Source organism: Phenylobacterium sp. T106 (assembly GCF_057219735.1).
The window spans coordinates 13,273-30,873 of record NZ_JBXVWA010000012.1; the positions used below are offsets into that span (position 1 = coordinate 13,273).

Below are 17,601 nucleotides of genomic sequence, written 5' to 3' on the forward strand. Positions count from 1 at the left end.
TGTGCTTATACTGCGGCGAAGCGGTCCGTGGGGGACTGCGGAGCCCGCCCATGAACACCGCCACGCCAGAGGTCGACGCCCGCGCGCCCGGTGAGTTCGAAGACCCTGACGCGGGCTGGGCGAACGACGACATCCTCTTCACCAAGCCGGCCCGGATGGCGCTGGGCGCGAAGCACCCCGCGGCGCTGCGCGTTCTGGACTGGCCCGAGCTTCGCGCCCTGTTCGGCAAGCACGAGGCGCCTGCGAACCGGCACGGCCGGGCCGACCGCCGCCTCGGCGCGATCTCGGTGGCCGCGTCGGTCGGCGGCCTGGTCGTGGGCGCCTTCTCGCCCCTGGCCCCGCCGGCGCTGCAGCCCGTGGCCGGCGGCGCCGCCCTGGCGCTCGCCGTCGGCGGCATCGGGCTGGCGCTGTTCCACTGGCTGGGCGCGCACTCGCGCTCCCGGTGGCTCGCCCACCGCTTCTGGACCGAACAGGCCCGCGCCCTCTATTTCCAGACGCTGGTCAACAACCTGGACCTGGTGGCCCGGGCGATGGTCGACGACCAGGCCTTCGCCGAATGGAAGGTGGCGCGCGCCCGCGCCCTCGACGCCCTGCCCAGTCCCGAGGTGATGCCGGCGCAGCTCGGCCGGCTGGCCGGAGACCCCCGGCCGGAGGAGGCCTGGGTCCTGCCCGAATGGCGCACCGCCTCGGTCATTCCCGAACCCTCGCCCGGCCTCGAGCTGCTTCTCGACATCCTGCGGCGCAACCGGTTCGGCATCCAGCTCGCCTACACCGACGGGAAGCTGGGGGCGTCGCTTCGCGGGCCGCGCAGAAGCTCCGAAGCCGTGCGCATCGGCAGCGACATCCTTCCCGCCGCCGCCGTGGTGGCGGCCGCCCTCGCGGGGGGGCTGATGCTGTTCGGCGTGCCGGCGTCCTCGACCGCCGTGAAGGCCCTGCTGGGCCTTGCGGCCAGCGGGGCGGCCGTCGCCATGGGCCTCAGGCTCCTCAATGACAGCCTGCTCCTCACCGACGATGCGGGCCGCTACGCTTGGTACTCGGCCGCCGTGCTGCAGGCCCGGGCCCGCTTTGACGCCGGCGGCCTCGCCGAGAAGGTGGAAGCGCTGCGCGACATGGAGATCGTGGCCTACCGCGACCTTCGCGCCTTCGTCGCCGCCCACTGGCGCGCGCGCTACGTCCTCTAGGAAGCTCGGAGCCTTCCCATCAGGATCTCGGGCGTGGAGCTGGGCCTGGCGTTCGCCGGGACGAACCGGAGTTGTCGAAATCGCGGGTCTCGGGCGCCCCTCGGTTGCTCACGAACGTGTTTCTGGTCGCGCGGGGACAACCGGTGGTATCGCTCAGGTCTGCATTCGGGTTGAATGAGTTCTCCGCCGCGCCAGGCGGCGAAAGGCTCACGGCGGGCCAACGGAGCGCCTCCACTGATTGTCCTGAACGACGCGGCGGTCCAATCAACCGCCGGCCTTGGCTTCTACGAATGGCACGTCGCCGAGGATCGCCTGGTCTGGTCCGCGAGCCTTCTGCACATCTATGGCCTGACGCAGACTCCGAGGGGCGAACGGGGCTTCTCGAGCCTGTTGCACCCGCAGGATCGGCCGCGGATCGAGGCGCAGACGGCGGCGTATCTCGGCTCCGGGGCGGACAGCTACAGCCACGAATTCCGCATCGTCCGCCCCGACGGGGCCATACGCCGGATCCTCGACCGCGGGCTGATCGAGCGTGACGCCAGGGCCGGGTCCGCGTCATTCGCGGCGTCAACGTGGACCTGACGGGGACCGACCCCGGCGAGCAACCCACGGGCGACGCGGCGGCCCAGCACTTCGCCGAACTCGAGGCGCTGTACGCGCAGGCGCCGCTTGGCCTCGGACTGCTGGACACCGAGCTGCGTTTCGTCCGTCTCAACGGCGCCCTCGCCGAGATGAACGGATTCTCCGTGGCCGAGCACCTGGGGCGCAGGGCCTGGGATCTGCTGCCCGACCTGCGTGCGACCGCCGAGCCCGCGCTGCGCCATGTCCTGGAGTCGGGCGCGCCGCTGCGGGATGTGCCGATCCGGGGCGAAACCCCCGCGCGGCCCGGCCAACAGCGCGAGTGGCGGGAACACTTCTACCCCATCCGTACGCCCGGCGGCGACGTGATCGGCGTGGGGATCGTCTGCGAGGAAGTCAGCGACCGCATGGTGGCCGAGCGCGCGCTGATGGAGAGCGACGCACGCTTTCGGGCGCTGTCCGACAGTTCGCCCATGATGGTCTGGGTCACGGAAGCCGACGGCGCGTGCACCTTCCTCAGCTCGTCGTGGTACGAGTTCACCGGGCAGACGCCGGAGGAGGCGCTCGGGTTCGGCTGGCTGAACGCCGTGCATCCGGACGACGCATCCGAAGCCGAGCGGATCTTCATGGAGGCGTCGGCCCGCGGCGAGGCCTTCCAGCTCGACTATCGCTTGCGGCGAAAGGACGGCGTCTACCGCTGGGCGATCGACTCCGCGAAGCCCCGCTGGGCGCTGGACGGCGCGTTCGCCGGGTTCGTAGGCTCCGTGATCGACATCAGCGACCGAAAAGAGGCCGAGCAGCGGCTCCAGGCGTCGCACGACACCTTCCGCCGGCTCGTCGAGAGCTCCCCCTTCGGCATCTACGCGGTCGACGCCGACTTCCGCCTGGCCCAGGTGGGCAAGGGCGCCCAGAAGGTGTTCGAGAACGTCCGGCCGCTGATCGGGCGCGACTTCGCCGAAGTCCTGCGCCTGATCTGGCAGGAACCCTTCGCCAGCGAAGCGATCGCGCACTTCCGGCGCACGCTGGAGACCGGCGAGCCGTACCATTCTCCCAGCACCGTGGAACGGCGCGCCGATCTCGACGCTACCGAGGCGTACGACTGGAAGCTGGAGCGCGTCACCATGCCGGACGGCCGTCCCGGCGTCGTGTGCCACTTCTACGACCTGTCCGAGCGGCAGGCCTACGAGGACAAGATCCAGTACCTGATGCGCGAGCTGAACCATCGCGCCAAGAACATGCTGACGCTGGTCGACGCGGTGGCCAAGCAGACGGCGGCGGCGGGCCCCGAGGACTTCCTCAGCCGCTTCAGCGACCGCATCCAGGCGCTCGCGGCGAGCCAGGACCTGCTCGTGCAGACGGAATGGAACGGCGCGAGCCTCTCCGCCCTCATCCGCAGCCAGCTGCTGCACTTCAGCGACCTCGTCGGCCAGCGCATCCTGCTCGACGGGCCTGACATCGACCTGCCGCCTGCGGCCGCGCAGTCCCTTGGCATGGCGCTGCATGAGCTCGCGACCAACGCGGCGAAGTACGGCGCGCTCAGCAACGACGTCGGGCGCGTGGCCATCTCCTGGCGTCTCGCCCAGGTCGATGGGCAGCCGTGGTTCTCGATGGCCTGGATCGAGAGCGGCGGACCGCCCGTCCGCCCGCCCGGCCGCCGGGGCTTCGGCGCCCGGGTCGCCGGCGTGATGATCGAGCGGGCGTTGGCCGGAAAGGTCTCGCTGGACTTCGCCCCAACCGGCGTGACGTGGACGCTGGGCTGTCCCGCCGCCGTGGTGTCGGAAGTCCAGGTCGTCAGAACCGACGGCGGCGGGCGTCCCTGAGGATTTCGCGGGCGGCGTTGCGTCCCGGCGCGCCCGTGACGCCCCCGCCCGGGTGCGTCCCCGATCCGCACTGGTAAAGGCCGCGCACCGGCGTGCGGTAGTCGCCGGCCCCCAGCACGGGCCGCGCGGAGAACAGCTGATCCAGGCTGAGCTTGCCGTGCATGATGTCGCCGCCCAAGAGACCGAAGGTGCGCTCGAGGTCCAGCGGCGAAAGCACCTGGCGCCCGATCACCGACGCCGCGAAGCCGGGCGCATGCCGCTCGACGGTGGCGATCATCAGGTCCGCGACCTCGTCGCGATGGTCGTCCCAGGACCGCCCGCCGGGCAGGTCCGGCGCCACATGCTGGCAGAAGAGGCTGGCCACATGCTGGCCGGCCGGCGCGAGCGTGTCGTCCAGGGTCGAGGGGATCAGCATCTCGACGATGGGGTCCTTCGACCACCCGTGCTCGCGGGCGTCCACGAACGCGCGGTCCATGTAGGCCAGGCTGGGCGCGATGATGATGCCGCCCGTCATGTGGTCGCCCGGCTCGGGCGCGACCGAGAAGCGGGGCAGCTCGGAAAGCGCCACGTTCATGCGGAAGGTCCCCGAGCCTGACCGGTAGCGCGCGACCCGCTCCCGGAAGTCCGCAGGCAGGACTCCCGGGTCGAGCAGCCGGCCGAGGGTCAGCTGCGGGTGCAGGTTCGAGACGACGGCGCGGGCCTTGAGGATCTCGCCCGACGACGTGACCACCCCGCTCGCCCGCCCTGCCTCGGTGAGGATCTCGGCCACGGCCACGTCGGTGCGCAGCTCGACGCCCCGCTCGCGGCAGCAGGCGGCCATGGCCTGGGTGATCGCGCCCATGCCGCCGATGGCGTGGCCCCAGGCGCCCTTCTTCCCGTTCACCTCGCCGAAGACGTGGTGCAGCAGCACATAGGCCGTGCCCGGCGTGTAGGGGCTCGCGTAGTTGCCGACCACGCCGTCGAAGCCGTAGGCCGCCTTGATCGGCGCGCTCTCGAACCAGCCGTCCAGCCAGTCGCCCGCCGACTGCGAGAACAGGGCCAGCAGGTCGCGCTTGGCGGTCAGGTCCAGCTTCGACAGGCGCCGACCCAGCACGGCGCTCTTCAGGAGCTCGGGCAGCGCCTGCGCGAGCCCGCCCTCGACGAGGTTCGGCGGGGTCTCGATCACCAGTTCGCGCAGCACGTCGGCGATCCGGTCGAGGCGGTCCCAGTAGGCCGGCAGCCGCTCGGCGTCGCGGGCGGAGAAGCGCGCCGTCTCCGACAGCGTGACCCCCTCCCCCACGAAGAAATGGTCGCCGTCCAGGGGCAGGAAGTTAGCCATGCGCCGCTCGACGACCTTGAGGCCGTGGCGATGCAGATCCAGCTCCCGGATCACCTTCGGGTTCAGGAGCGAGACGGTGTAGCTCGCCACCGAGTTGCGGAAGCCCGGGTGGAATTCCTCGGTCACCGCGGCGCCGCCCAGGACGCCGCGCCGCTCGAGCACGCTCACCTTGAGCCCGCCTGCCGCCAGGTAGGCCGCGCAGGTCAGCCCGTTGTGGCCGCCGCCCACCACGATCACATCGCACGTCATCGGCGCCGGATGACATGGCCAAGGCGAAGCCGCAACCGCCGCCCGCGGAACCCCCACCCGCGCCGCTCATTCCCGCACGATGGCAAGGCTCCGGATACGACACGAGACCCGCTACGCTTACGAGCGCCCGGTGTCCTTCGCGCAGCACCGCATGCTGCTGCGGCCGCGCGACAGCCACGCCATCCGCGTCGTCGACGCGGTGCTCACGGTCTCGCCGCCGGGCGAGATGCGCTGGGTCTACGATGCGCTCGGCAATTCGGTTTGCAACTTCACCCCGCGGGGAGAGGCGCGCGACCTCTCCATCGTCAGCGAGCTTTTGATCGAGCGGTTTCCGGCGCTGCTCTCCGACCTGCGGGTCGAGGATCCGCAGACCGCCACCCCCATCGTCTACGCGCCGTCCGACCGCGCCGTCCTGTCGCCCTTCATCGAACCGGCCACCGACGATTCCGAGGGCGACCTGCTGAAGTGGCTGCGCGACCAGGTCGCCAACCCCCATGAGCCCGCGCTCGACTTCCTGCTGCGGCTGAACCAGACGATCCACGACAACTTCGATTACGAGGCCCGGGACCTCGGCGCGGCCCAGGATCCCGGCCAGACGGTGAGGCTGGCGGCCGGCACCTGCCGCGACTTCGCCTGGCTGATGGTCGAGGCGCTGCGCCGCCTGGGCTACGCCGCCCGGTTCGTGACCGGCTACATCTACTGCCCGGGCGCGGGCGCCGTCCGGGGCTCGGGGGCGACGCACGCCTGGTGCGAGGTCTTCCTGCCCGACCTGGGCTGGACGGAATTCGATCCCACCAATGCGCTCGCCGAGAGCCAGGACCTGATCCCGGTGGCGGTTGCGCGCACCCCGGCCGAGGCGGCCCCGATCGCCGGCGCCATCTACGGCGACCCGGGCTCGGCGCACCTCACCGTCCAGGTGGATGTGCGTCCCTCCGATTCGCTGCAGGCCGCCGCCTGACCTTCGACCGGGCGCGACGGCGCCGCGCGTCCTGAGACGAACCCCCTGCCCCAATGGCCACGGCGCAGCTATAAGCCGCGTCCGGAGCACTGGATCGGTGCGTAGATGCCACTAGATTTACCGCGAGCGGGTGAAGGTAGAGGTTGCTGGAATGTCCGATCGGCTGCTGATCGCGCGACGTGAACTGATCCTGGGCGGCGCCTGGCTCGCGATGGCGCCCGGCACGGCGCTGGCGGCGCCCCCGCCGCGGCTCGCCTTCCAGGTCTTCCGGAACGGGACGCGCGTGGGCGAGCACGTGATCGTCTTCTCGGGCGACGACAACGCCCGGACCGCCACGACCAACGTCTCCATGACGGTGAAGGTCGGGCCCGTGCCGGTCTACAAGTACAAGCACCAGGCCGTGGAGCGCTGGGTCGACGGCAAGTGGTCCAGCATCGACTGCACCACGGACGGCAACGGCAAGATCACCAAGGCCTCGGGCCGCGCCATGGGCGGCTATGTGCAGATCAACGGCCCCGCGGGCGCCGTGCGCGGGCCGGCGAACGCCGCGCCGCTCAGCCACTGGAACCAGGCCAACTTCGGCCGCCCCTTGTTCAACCAGCAGGAGGGCAAGATGCTGCGGGTCACCGCCACCCAGGTGAAGCCGGGCCACTGGCAGATCCGCGGCGAGGCCGAGATCGACGACTTCTACGACGCCCAGGGCAACTGGCTCGCGCTGCGGGGCAAGCTCGAGGACGGCTCGCGCCTGGAATACAAACGGATCTGATCCATCGCGGCCGGCGAAGCCGCGGCGCAGCATCCGCCTTGCGCAACGGCGGCGGCCGCGTGCATTCTGCGCCCACGATGTGTCCCGCCTTCGAACGCCTCAGGGGCTGAGCGTCCCCGTCGAGCCCAAGGGCCGCCCGCCCACGCGGGATCGCGCCCGCACGCGCACATCGTCTGCCTGACGCAGACCAGCCTAGGCGTTCCCTGCCATGAGCTTCTTCTCCAATGAGGCGGTCAATCGCCTCAACCTGCATTCCACCGTCATCGCCCTGGCCGCCGGAGCCGGCGGCATCTTCATCCTGGTCTTCCTGCTGCGCGCCGGCGTCTCGCCGCCGCTGGTGCTGTGCGCCATGGCCGCCATGGTCGGCGGCCGCTTCCTGCTGCGCCCCATGGTGCTGCCCCTGGCGCGACGCATCGGCCTGCGGCGCACGCTGATCACGGGCACGGTCCTGGAGGCCGCGGTCTTCCCGCTGCTGCCGCTGGTGAAGGGCCCGGACGCCGTCTTCCTGGCGGTCGTCCTGATCGGACCGGTCGGGAGCGTCCTCTACTGGACTTGCTACCACGCCTATTTCGCCAGCGTGGGCGACGACGAGCATCGCGGCGGCCAGGTGGGCGTGCGCCAGGCGCTGACCGCCGTCGTCAGCATCGTCGCCCCCCTCATAGGCGCCTACGCCCTGGCGTTCGGCGGGCCCTGGTTCGCCTTCCTGCTGGCCGCCGCGATCCAGGTGGCGGCCGCCGCGCCCCTGATCGGCGCGCCCGAGGTCCCCATTCCGCCCGAGTCGCCGGGCGGCCTGAAGGCGGCGTGGCCAGGCATGCTGCTGATGGCCTGCGACGGCGTGTTCGCCGGCGGCTACCACTACGTCTGGCAGATCGCCCTGTTCGCCTCCCTCGGCGAGAGCTTCACGGCCTACGGCGGCGCCATGGCCCTGGCGGCGCTGGTGGGCGCGGCGTTCAGCCTGTGGATCGGGCGGCACATCGACGCAGGGCGCGGCCGGTCGGCGATCGCCATCGCCCTCGTGGTCGCCCTCGCCGTCCTCGCGCTGCGCGCCGGCAGCGTGGGAACGCCCTGGCTGGCCGTGACCGCGAACGCCCTGGGCGCGCTGGTCGAGGCGGTCTGGATCCCGGCGCTCATGGCCCCGATCTACAACCTGGCCAAGGCCGCGCCGTGCCCGCTGACCTTCAACGTGGCGACGGAAGGCGGCTGGGACGTGGGCTGCGGCGTGGCGTGCCTCGCCGGCGCGGCGATCATCGCGGCGGGCGCAACCTACGCCGCGCCGATCCTGATCGGCCTGGCGGGCGTGCTGATGGCGTTCTCGCTGCTCTGGCGGCGCTACGGACGCGTCGAGGCCGAGGCGGGCGTGGGCTGACACCCCGGACAGCGGGGCCGGCGGCGGACGTTCCGCGCCGGCCCCGGCCCCCAGCCCCGACACCGCGGTGAACTATCGGCGCGGCGCCCGATCCAGGAAACCGGACTCCCCCCGCGCGCGAACCCCCCTCGCCCGCGAAAGCGCTTCCCAGGGGCGTACGGCGCGCTCTAGCATCAGGCCTGGACCGTCCATCACCGGACCGGACCTTCGAAACATCCGCCACTGTGGGGAGGGGCCGGAGCGGGCGACAAGTCCGCGCGGCCGGAGCAACTTGGACGCCAAGCTCGAGGACAGCGACGACAAGGCGCTGATCGCCGCCCAGGCCGGAGGCGACGACCTGGCGGCGCGCGAGGCGGCGTACGAGAAGTTCGTCTGGGACAACCTGCGCCGCAACTACCTCGGCAACTACCTGCACGGCATGCTGGGGATGACCGGCTTCCGGCTGGTCAACGCGCCCACCTTCCTGCCGACCTACCTCTTCGCCGTCTCCGGTTCGAACACCATCGTCGGCCTGGGCCTCGCCCTGCAGCAGCTGGGCGGGATCATCTCGCCTATCTTCGGCGCCACCAAGATCGAGCACCGCACCAAGGTCATGCCCGCGGCGGTCCTGATGGGCAGCCTGGGCCGTCTTGCCGTGCTCGGCATGGGCGTCGCCGGCTTCTTCCTCTCGGGCCAGCCGCTGGTCTGGGCGCTGCTCTTCTTCATCCTCATGTTCGGCATCTTCATGGGGGCCCAGCGCGTCGTCTTCAGCCTCCTGATGTCCAAGGTCATCCCGATCAGCCGGCGGGGGCGCCTGCAGGCCTGGCGCAACGCCACGGGCGGGGCCATCGCGGCGCTGCTCGCCTGGGTGGCCGGCCGCTACTTCGTCGAGCCGAACCTGTTCGGGAACGGCTACGGCACGACCTTCATCTTCGCCTTCCTGCTGACCAGCGCCGGCCTCTGGGCGCTGCAGATCCTGCTTCGCGAGCCCGAGCCGCCGACGGTGCGCGCCGAGGCGAGGTTCCGCGACCGCCTGCGGGAATTCCCAGCCCTCATCTCCCAGGACCGCGCCTACGGCTTCTTCCTGCTGGTGCAGATGCTCGCGACCTCCGCGCGGATCGCCACCCCGTTCTACATCCTGCACGTGGGCAAGGTGATCGGAGCCGACGGCGCGACCCTGGGCCTGCTCTCCTTCGCCTTCCTCGGAGCCGACACCGCCTCGAACCTGATCTGGGGCTACCTGGGCGACAAGACGGGCTTCCGGCTGGTGCTGATCGTCGCCATCGCCGGCTGGGTCGGCGCGACCCTGATGCTGCTCAACCTGCACGAACCCGTCTGGATCTTCGTGGCGTTCGCCGTCCTGGGCGCGTCGCTCAGCGGCTACATGATGGCCGCCAACACCATGATCCTCGAGTTCGGCGACCGCGACGACCTGCCGATGCGCATCGCGGTCTCCGCCACGGCCGAGAGCATCACCGCGACCGCCGGTCCGCTTGTCGGCGGCCTGGTCGCCGAGGCGTACGGCTACGACGTCGTCTTCCTCGCCTCACTGGGATTCCTCGCCGCCGCATTCGTCATCCTCGTCCTCGCCGTGCGCGACCCGCGGACACGCCGCGTCGCCTGACGCGACGCACGCGCGGAACCGCAGCGCTTCATGTGCATTTCGGGCAAGGGTGGGGGCTCGAGCCTCAGGCTGAACCAGTGAGTAACAATGGGCGCCATCGCTGCGGACGCGCTCCAGGAAGATGCTTCAACCGGCATCCCCGGTCTCGATGAGATCCTCGGCGGGGGCCTCAAGCGCCGACGGGTTTTCCTCTTCGAGGGCAGCCCCGGCACCGGCAAGACGACGGCCGCGCTGAGCTTTCTCCTGGCGGGGGCGGCGGCCGGCGAACGGACGCTCTATGTCACCCTGTCCGAAACCGAGGACGAGCTTCGCGACACGGCGGCCTCCCATGGTTGGGACCTGACCGGCATCGAAATCTTCGAGCTGGCCCCGCCCGAGAACCTGCTCGATGAGCGCCAGCAGCAGAGCCTGCTGTACTCGTCGGACCTTGAACTGGGCGAGACGACCCGCATGATCCTCGACGCCGTCGAGCGCGTGGAGCCCAGCCGCGTTGTCATCGACAGCCTCTCCGAGATCCGTCTCCTGGCGCAGGGCTCGCTGCGATACCGGCGCCAGGTGCTCGCGCTGAAGCACTACTTCGCCAAGCACAACGCCACCGTGGTGCTCCTCGACGACCTCACCGCCGAAGCCTCGGACAAGACGGTGCACAGTGTGGCGCACGGCGTCGTCCGGCTGGAAGAACTGGCGCCGGAATACGGCGCCGAGCGGCGCCGGATCCGGGTGACGAAGTACCGCGGACGCAAGTTCCGCGGCGGCTTCCACGATTTCACCATCCGCAGGGGCGGCCTCGACGCGTTCCCTAGGCTGGTGTCTCTCGAGCACAAGACCAGCTTCGATCGAAGTCCCATGCCGAGCGGGGAAGCGGGGCTAGACGCGCTCCTGGGCGGCGGCGTCGAGCGGGGCACGAGCTGCCTCATCCTCGGCCCTGCCGGCACCGGCAAGTCGCTGCTGACGCTGACCTTCGCGTTGGCGGCGATCCGGCGCGGAGAGCGCGCGGCGCTGTTCATCTTCGACGAGGAGATCGGGCTGCTCGTGGAGCGGACGCGACGCTTCGGCTTCGACATCGACGGCCTGCGCGAGTCAGGCGACCTGATCATTGAGCAGATCGACGCCGCGGAGCTGTCACCGGGCGAGTTCACATCGCGGGTGCGTCATTGCGTGGCGCAGTCGGGCGCCCGGACGATCGTCCTGGACAGCCTCAACGGCTACCAGGCCGCGATGCCCGAGGAACACTTCCTGCTGCTTCATATGCACGAGCTTCTGCAGTTCCTGAACCGGCAGGGCGTCAACACATTCCTGACCGTCGCTCAGCACGGCCTCGTGGGCGAAATGCGCTCGCCGGTGGACGTGACCTACCTCGCCGACACCGTGCTGCTGCTGCGCTACTTCGAAGCGCACGGTCAGGTCCGCCGTGCGATCTCCGTGGTGAAGAAACGAGCGGGCGGACACGAACGAACGATCCGTGAGTACGACATCGACCATCGTGGCATAGTGCTGGGGGCGCCGCTGACGCAGTTCCAGGGCGTGCTGCGAGGCGTTCCCGTTTTTGTCGGCGAATCGGGCGGACTCCTGGAAGGGCGGGACGCGTGACCGAATTCGACAGTTCGGGGTCGGAGCGGGCGCTGGTGCTTACGCCCTTCGGACGCGACGCCGCAGTCGCCGCGACCATCCTCGAGGAGTCCGGGATCGCTACGCGTGTGTGCGCCGACCTCCCCGAGCTGTGCGCGGAGTTCGAGAGCGGCGCGGGCCTCGCATTGATCGTCGAGGAGATTCTCCAGGACGAAGACTACACCACACTCGTCCGCTGCATCGACGAGCAGCCGGCCTGGTCGGACTTTCCGATCGTGGTCCTTGCGCGCCGCGGCGGCGGCCTGGAGCGGAACCCCGCGGCGATGCGCTTCACCGAAGCGCTGGGAAACGTGAGTTTCCTGGAGCGCCCTTTCCATCCCACGACGCTGGTCAGCGTGGTCCACACCGCGCTTCGCGGGCGCCGTCGGCAGTACGAGGCGCGCGAGAGGATGGAGTTCCTCCGCGATGCGATCAGCCGCCAGGAGCAGGACCAGCAGCACCTGCGTCTGATGGTCAACGAACTGAACCACCGCGTGAAGAACACGCTCGCGACCGTGCAGTCCATCGTCGCTCAGACGCTGCGCACGGGGACGTCCCCGATTCAGACCCGTGACGCGCTCACCTCCCGCATCGTGGCGCTCTCCAAGGCGCACGACGTGCTCACCAACGAACAGTGGTCGGGCGCGGACCTGCTGGAGATCGCCGCCCAGGCGACGCTGCCGTTCCGCATGGGGCTGGGCGAGGAGCGCATCCGCATCTCGGGACCCCGAGTGTGGGTGCCGCCGAAGACCGCAATCGCCATCGCGTTGGCCGTCCACGAGCTCGCCACGAACGCCATGAAGTACGGGGCCCTCTCCGTTCCGGAAGGCCACGTCGAGTTCACCTGGACGGCGGCGCGCGGGCGCGGGCGGGAGTTGACGGCCACCTGGCGCGAGGTCGACGGCCCGCGGGTCACCGCGCCGGCGCGCACCGGCTTCGGCACGCGCCTGATCGAGCGCGGCCTGGCGTCGGACCTGAACGGCGAGGTGGTGATCTCCTACCCGGCCGACGGCGTGGTCTGCACGATCCGAGCTCACCTCGACCCGCACGCCGAACCGGCCGCCATCCCAACTCCGCCGCTCGCGCCCTGCCCCGCTCCCGATCCCGGCCCCCACGAGGCGGACGCCCGCCCGGCTTGAGCCCGGGCGATTCCGCTGACCTGATGGCGGGATGATCCACGTTCCGACCGCGGCTTGGGCGCACGCGCTGTTCGACATCGCCGCCTGGGGCGCGGGGTTCGGCCTGTCGCTCGTCCTCCACCGATGGCGCCTCGGCGCCCTCGCGTCCGAGGTCGCGGGCAAGGTCGGCGGCGGCTACTTCGCGGCGCTCGCCGCCGGCGCGGTCCCGGGCGCGTGGCTCGCGGGAGCGCTGAACAGCCTGCGCGGCGCCGAACCCGCCCTGTCGCACAGCGTCGTGGGCGCCCTGGCCGGGGCGATCGTCGGCGTGGAGGTCTACAAGGCCGTCCGAGGGGTGCGCGGTTCGACCGGGGGTGTCTTCGTGGGCCCCTTCGCGCTGGGGGTGGTCATCGGCCGCTTCGGGTGCCTGTTCGCCGGCACGATCGATGGGACCTTCGGCGCGCCGACCGGCCTGCCTTGGGGGGTGGACCTCGGCGATGGGATCGGCCGCCATCCCGTGCAGGTCTACGAGAGCCTCGCCATGACCGCCTTCCTGGCGCTCTATCTCGAGGGGCTGGCCCGCCGCCGGGCCTGGGCCATGCGGCGTGGGTTCTACGCGCTCTGCATGGCCTACGGCGTCACGCGCTTCGCCTGGGAGTTCCTGAAGCCCTATCCGCCGGTGCTCGGTCCGTTTAACGTCTTCCACATCCTGAGCGGGGGGCTCGCCGTCTATGGATGGTTCTTCTGGCGCCGCAGCCTCGCCGACGAGCGTGCGCAGGGCGGCGCCGTACGTCTTCCTGGCCCAGACCACCAGCCTTTGTGAGACGTGCCTCGCGCTAATCCCTGCAAAGATCGTCGCCGAGGGCGACGCCGTCTTCTTCCAGAAGCGCTGCCGCGAGCATGGCGTGCAGAAGACCCTCATCGCCGACGACCTCGGCTATTGGAAGGCCCAGCGCGACTGGCTGAAGCCGGGCGACCGACCGCTCGCGGTCGCCACCCGCACCGAGCACGGCTGCCCCTACGACTGTGGCCTCTGCCCCGACCACGAGCAGCACTCGTGCCTGGCGATCGTGGAGATCAACGAGGCCTGCAATCTCACCTGCCCCGTCTGCTTCGCGGACTCCTCGGTCAGGCGCGGCGGCCACAGGCCGCTGGCCGAGGTGGAGGCCATGCTGGACGTGATTGTGGCGGCCGAGGGCGAGCCTGACCTCGTGCAGCTCTCGGGCGGGGAGCCCACCATTCACCCCGATTTCTGGGCCATCCTTGACGCGGCGAAGGCGCGCCCGATCCGCCACCTGATGGTCAACACCAACGGCCTGGCCATCGCCCGCGAGCCGGGCTTCGCCGAGCGTCTGGCCGGCTACATGCCCGGGTTCGAGGTCTACCTGCAGTTCGACAGCCTGAGGCGCGACGCGCTGATGGCCCTGCGCGGCGCTGACCTGACCAGGGTGCGGGTCGAGGCGCTGGAGGCGCTGGAGCGCCACAACATCTCCACCACGCTGGTCGTCACGCTGAAGAAGGGCGTCAACGACGACGAAATCGCCGACATCGTTCGCTTCGCCCTGGGCTGGCGCTGCGTGCGCGGCGTGACGTTCCAGCCGATCCAGGACGCCGGCCGCAACGACGGCTTCGACGCGCGACGCCATCGGATGGTGCTGACCGAGGTGCGACGCCGGATCGCCGAGGCGGGCGTCTTCGCGCTCGACGACCTGATCCCCCTGCCATGCAATCCCGACCAGATCTGCATCGGCTACGGCCTGCGCAACGGGCGCGAGGTGCGCCCCGTGACGGCCATGCTGCCGCGTGAGCTGTTCGTAGCCGCCGCGCCCAACACGGTGACGTTCGAGAGCTATCCCGAGCTGCGCGAGAAGGTTTTCGAGCTCCTGTCGCTGTCGACGGCGCAGGGGAACACCTCGGAGAAGCTCGCCTCGCTGCTGTGCTGCCTGCCGGAGGCGGCGGTGCCGCAGGAGGTCGCCTACGAGAACACCTTCCGCGTCGTGGTCAGTCAATTCCTCGACCGCTTCAATTTCGATCTGGGCACGGTGAAGCGCAGTTGCGTCCACTTCGTGCAGCCCGACGGCCGCATCATCCCCTTCGACACCTACAACACCTTCTACCGGCCGGGCGCGGCAGGCGCAGCGGCGCTGGCTCGGGGACGGCGCGATGAAGGGTAGATGGGATCGCGAAGACGCCCGCTGGAGCGGATACTTCGGCGAGGATCCCCACGTCCGCTCATTCTCGTTCTTCGGCCTCGCGCCCATCGCCTTGGGGATTTGGGTGTTTGCCGACGGGCTCAGATGCGTTCGTGAAAGCCGAGATCCATGACTCAGCGCAGCAACCCCGTCCGTGGCTTCTTCGGCATGATGCTGATTGCGGTCGGCGGCCTGATGGCCGGGCTCTGCGGGCTCTGCACCGGTGTCTTCGTCTTCGGCGGTCTCTTCGGCGGCCGGGGCGACGTGTTCGGCGGCGGCGATGTGGCGATCCTGGCGCTGGCCATCGGGGGCATCCCTACCGTGATCGGGGTCGGCCTGCTCTACATCGGCCGCTCCATGCTGCGCGATTCCGCCTCCCCGAAACCGGTCGTCGGCCTCGACGAGCCGCCCGGCGGCTCCGCGACCTGACGCCGGACTTCCACACGCGCCGCCGCTGCCGGTTCCGGTTTCGCGACTCCTCCGACACAGAGAGCAGATGGCGTCTTGGACGAGGCCCTGGCAGCCTCTGGGCTAGCTGACCCTGGCTGTGCTATGGCCGCGTCAATGGTCCGCGCCGGCGCAAATCCGTCCCGCTGCAACGAAGCCACCCTCGTGGGGCTCCGGGACGGCCGCGTGCGCGCGATCTAGCCTTCCCCTCCAGAGCCCTGCCGGATCGGCCGGGGCTCGTGCGGACCACAGGAAGGCGCTCCCCGGCTTCCGGCATCTTTCGACCAGGATCGAAAATGACCGAGATGCGAACCCCTCTGCCCCCCACGCCGACGCTGGAGACCCGGCGGCTCGTCCTGCGCCCCCTGCGCGAGGACGACGTTCCCGCGATCCAGCGGATCTTCCCGCAGTGGGACGTCGTCCGCCACCTGAACGCCCAGGTGCCGTGGCCCTACCCCGACGACGGCGCCGCCACGAACATGGCCGACTGCCTCGCCCAGCGGGCGCGGGGCGAGAAGATGTTCTGGGCCATCACCCTCCGGGGCTCGGACGAGCTGCGCGGGCGCATCGACCTGTGGCCCGGCGACGAGACGACGCGGGACAATCGCGGCTTCTGGCTCGATCCGCGGCTCCACGGGCGGGGACTGATGTTCGAGGCCGCCGAGGCGGTGACCCGCTACGCCTTCGAGGTCCTGGACTGGCCAGAGCTGTGGCTGACCAACGCCCAGGCGAACCACGGCTCGCGCCGCATCAAGGAGAAGCAGGGCGCGCAGCTCATCGACGTGACGCCGAACGTCTATGTGAGCGGGCCGGGCTTGCGCGAGACGTGGCGGCTGACCCGCGAGGCCTGGCGGGCGAGGCCGGGCCACAGCGCGTGATTGCCCAGCATTTCGGCACGACCTGCCCGAAAAATCGGCGATCCGCGATTGAAGTCCGGCGTCAACCCGGCGCCTGTCCGGCGGGCGGTCGACCGGGCGTCTGCCCACGCCCTATGCAGGGCTTGCCCGGCGCATAGGCAGATTGGCGGATCAACCGCCGGCGGCGCGGGCGAAGGGGACGATCCGATGCGCCGTGCGATGGGGCTGGCCGGACTTTCGACGCTCGTTTTCGCGGCAGGCGCGGGCATCGCCCACGCCCAGGCGGCGGCGCCCGCCGCGCCGCCGGCCGCCGATCCCGCCAACACCGCCTGGATCCTGGCGGCGACCGCGCTGGTGCTGTTCATGACGCTGCCCGGTCTGGCCCTGTTCTACGCGGGCCTGGTGCGGTCGAAGAACGCGCTCAGCGTGATGATGCACTGCGTGGCCATCGCCTGCCTCGGCTCGGTGCTGTGGCTCCTGGGCGGCTACAGCCTGGCCTTCTCGGGTGCGAACCCGATCGTCGGCGACCTGGCCAAGTTCGGCCTGCCCGGCGGCCGCGAAGCGGTGTCGGGCACGCTGCCCGAGACCGTCTTCTTCGCCTTCCAGATGACCTTCGCGATCATCACGCCGGCCCTCATCGTCGGCGCCTACGTTGAGCGGATCAAGTTCGGCGCGGTCCTGCTTTTCTCGGGCCTGTGGCTGCTGCTGGTCTACGCGCCCGTCTGCCATTGGGTGTGGGGCGGCGGCTGGCTCGCCGGCCTCAAGGTCATGGACTACGCCGGCGGGCTGGTGGTGCACGCCACGGCCGGCATCTCGTCGCTGGTCGCCGTGGCCATGCTGGGCCCGCGCGACGGCTTCCCGAAGGAGCTGCACCCGCCGCACAACCCCGGCATGACCATGATGGGCGCGGGCATGCTCTGGGTCGGCTGGTATGGCTTCAACGCCGGCTCGGCGCTGGCGGCGGACGCCGCGGCCGGCTCGGCCCTGGTGGCCACCCATCTCTCCGCCTCGACCGCCGGCCTCGTCTGGGCGGTGATCGAGAAGATCCGCTTCGGCCGCGCCAGCATGGTGGGCGTGGTCACGGGCGTGGTAGCGGGCCTGGCCACCGTCACGCCGGCCTCGGGCTTCGTGGGACCGGTCGGCGGGGTCGTCCTGGGCGCGCTCGCCAGCGTCGTCTGCCTGCACGCCGTCGAACTCGTGAAGCATCGCCTCAAGCTGGACGACAGCCTCGACGTCTTCGCCGTCCACGGCGTGGGCGGCATCCTGGGGACGCTGCTGGTGGCCGTGCTCGCCTCGCCGATGTTCGGCGGCGCCGGCTATGCGGAGGGCATGGACATGGGCGCCCAGGCGGGCGTGCAGGTCCTGGGCGTGGCCGCGGTCTGCGCCTGGTCGGCGGTCGCCTCGGCGGCGATCCTGTTCCTCTGCCGCGCGACGGTGGGCCTGCGCGCCTCGCCCGAAGCCATCGAGGACGGCCTCGACATGTCCACCCACGGCGAGCGGGCGTACCAGAACTAGCGCTGCGTCCGCCCCGCCGCCGCACTT

General features: G+C 70.7%; 15 protein-coding genes. 14 read left to right on the top strand and 1 reads right to left on the bottom strand.

What is annotated here, in order from left to right; translation table 11 throughout:
* The first annotated feature begins 50 nt into the window (after window positions 1-50).
* The 3 genes from AC2D8W_RS20190 to AC2D8W_RS20200 all read left to right on the top strand — a co-directional run bounded on the left by AC2D8W_RS20190 (window position 51) and on the right by AC2D8W_RS20200 (window position 3,580).
* The gene (locus AC2D8W_RS20190) at window positions 51-1,181 is read left to right on the top strand and encodes a hypothetical protein (RefSeq protein WP_484673046.1); all 1,131 of its coding nucleotides are present in this window, start codon (window positions 51-53) and stop codon (window positions 1,179-1,181) included.
* A 174-nt stretch (window positions 1,182-1,355) separates the two neighbouring features.
* Window positions 1,356-1,763 (top strand): PAS domain-containing protein, encoded by a 408-nt coding sequence (locus tag AC2D8W_RS20195; RefSeq protein WP_484673047.1) that lies wholly within the window; start codon window positions 1,356-1,358, stop codon window positions 1,761-1,763.
* Entirely contained in the window at window positions 1,754-3,580 is a 1,827-nt protein-coding gene (locus AC2D8W_RS20200) for a PAS domain-containing protein (protein ID WP_484673048.1), read from the top strand. The genes AC2D8W_RS20195 and AC2D8W_RS20200 overlap by 10 nt, the downstream gene beginning before the upstream one ends.
* Here the strand turns inward: AC2D8W_RS20200 and AC2D8W_RS20205 are convergent.
* On the bottom strand, window positions 3,552-5,147 hold the full coding sequence (locus AC2D8W_RS20205) for a phytoene desaturase family protein (RefSeq protein WP_484673049.1): 1,596 nt from the start codon (window positions 5,145-5,147) through the stop codon (window positions 3,552-3,554). The genes AC2D8W_RS20200 and AC2D8W_RS20205 overlap by 29 nt on opposite strands.
* A 79-nt stretch (window positions 5,148-5,226) precedes the next feature.
* Between AC2D8W_RS20205 and AC2D8W_RS20210 the strand changes: the two genes are divergently transcribed.
* The 11 genes from AC2D8W_RS20210 (at window position 5,227) to AC2D8W_RS20260 (ending at window position 17,574) form a co-directional block, all read left to right on the top strand.
* Entirely contained in the window at window positions 5,227-6,105 is an 879-nt protein-coding gene (locus tag AC2D8W_RS20210) for a transglutaminase family protein (protein ID WP_484673050.1), read from the top strand.
* 151 nt (window positions 6,106-6,256) lie between these two features.
* Window positions 6,257-6,871, top strand: coding sequence for a DUF6134 family protein (locus AC2D8W_RS20215; RefSeq protein WP_293479195.1), 615 nt, complete (start codon window positions 6,257-6,259; stop codon window positions 6,869-6,871).
* Between the two features lie 208 nt (window positions 6,872-7,079).
* Entirely contained in the window at window positions 7,080-8,237 is a 1,158-nt protein-coding gene (locus AC2D8W_RS20220; protein ID WP_484673051.1) for an MFS transporter, read from the top strand.
* Between the two features lie 271 nt (window positions 8,238-8,508).
* A complete protein-coding gene (locus AC2D8W_RS20225) occupies window positions 8,509-9,840 on the top strand; it encodes an MFS transporter (RefSeq protein ID WP_484673052.1) in 1,332 nt (443 codons plus the stop codon).
* An 87-nt stretch (window positions 9,841-9,927) separates the two neighbouring features.
* Entirely contained in the window at window positions 9,928-11,430 is a 1,503-nt protein-coding gene (locus tag AC2D8W_RS20230) for a DUF7125 family protein (protein WP_484673053.1), read from the top strand.
* Window positions 11,427-12,587 (top strand): sensor histidine kinase, encoded by a 1,161-nt coding sequence (locus AC2D8W_RS20235; protein WP_484673054.1) that lies wholly within the window; start codon window positions 11,427-11,429, stop codon window positions 12,585-12,587. The genes AC2D8W_RS20230 and AC2D8W_RS20235 overlap by 4 nt, the downstream gene beginning before the upstream one ends.
* Window positions 12,588-12,618: 31 nt before the next feature.
* Window positions 12,619-13,386, top strand: coding sequence for a prolipoprotein diacylglyceryl transferase family protein (locus tag AC2D8W_RS20240; RefSeq protein WP_484673055.1), 768 nt, complete (start codon window positions 12,619-12,621; stop codon window positions 13,384-13,386).
* The gene (locus tag AC2D8W_RS20245; protein WP_484673056.1) at window positions 13,334-14,737 is read left to right on the top strand and encodes a radical SAM protein; all 1,404 of its coding nucleotides are present in this window, start codon (window positions 13,334-13,336) and stop codon (window positions 14,735-14,737) included. Before AC2D8W_RS20240 ends, AC2D8W_RS20245 begins: the two co-directional genes overlap by 53 nt.
* Window positions 14,738-14,884: 147 nt before the next feature.
* Window positions 14,885-15,184, top strand: coding sequence for a hypothetical protein (locus AC2D8W_RS20250; RefSeq protein ID WP_484673057.1), 300 nt, complete (start codon window positions 14,885-14,887; stop codon window positions 15,182-15,184).
* A gap of 314 nt (window positions 15,185-15,498) precedes the next feature.
* Complete coding sequence (locus AC2D8W_RS20255; protein ID WP_484673058.1) at window positions 15,499-16,080, top strand: GNAT family N-acetyltransferase; 582 nt, start codon at window positions 15,499-15,501, stop codon at window positions 16,078-16,080.
* Between the two features lie 186 nt (window positions 16,081-16,266).
* Window positions 16,267-17,574 carry an ammonium transporter gene (locus AC2D8W_RS20260; RefSeq protein ID WP_484673059.1) on the top strand — a complete coding sequence of 436 codons (1,308 nt, stop codon included), beginning with the start codon at window positions 16,267-16,269 and terminating at the stop codon, window positions 17,572-17,574.
* Window positions 17,575-17,601: the final 27 nt, after the last annotated feature.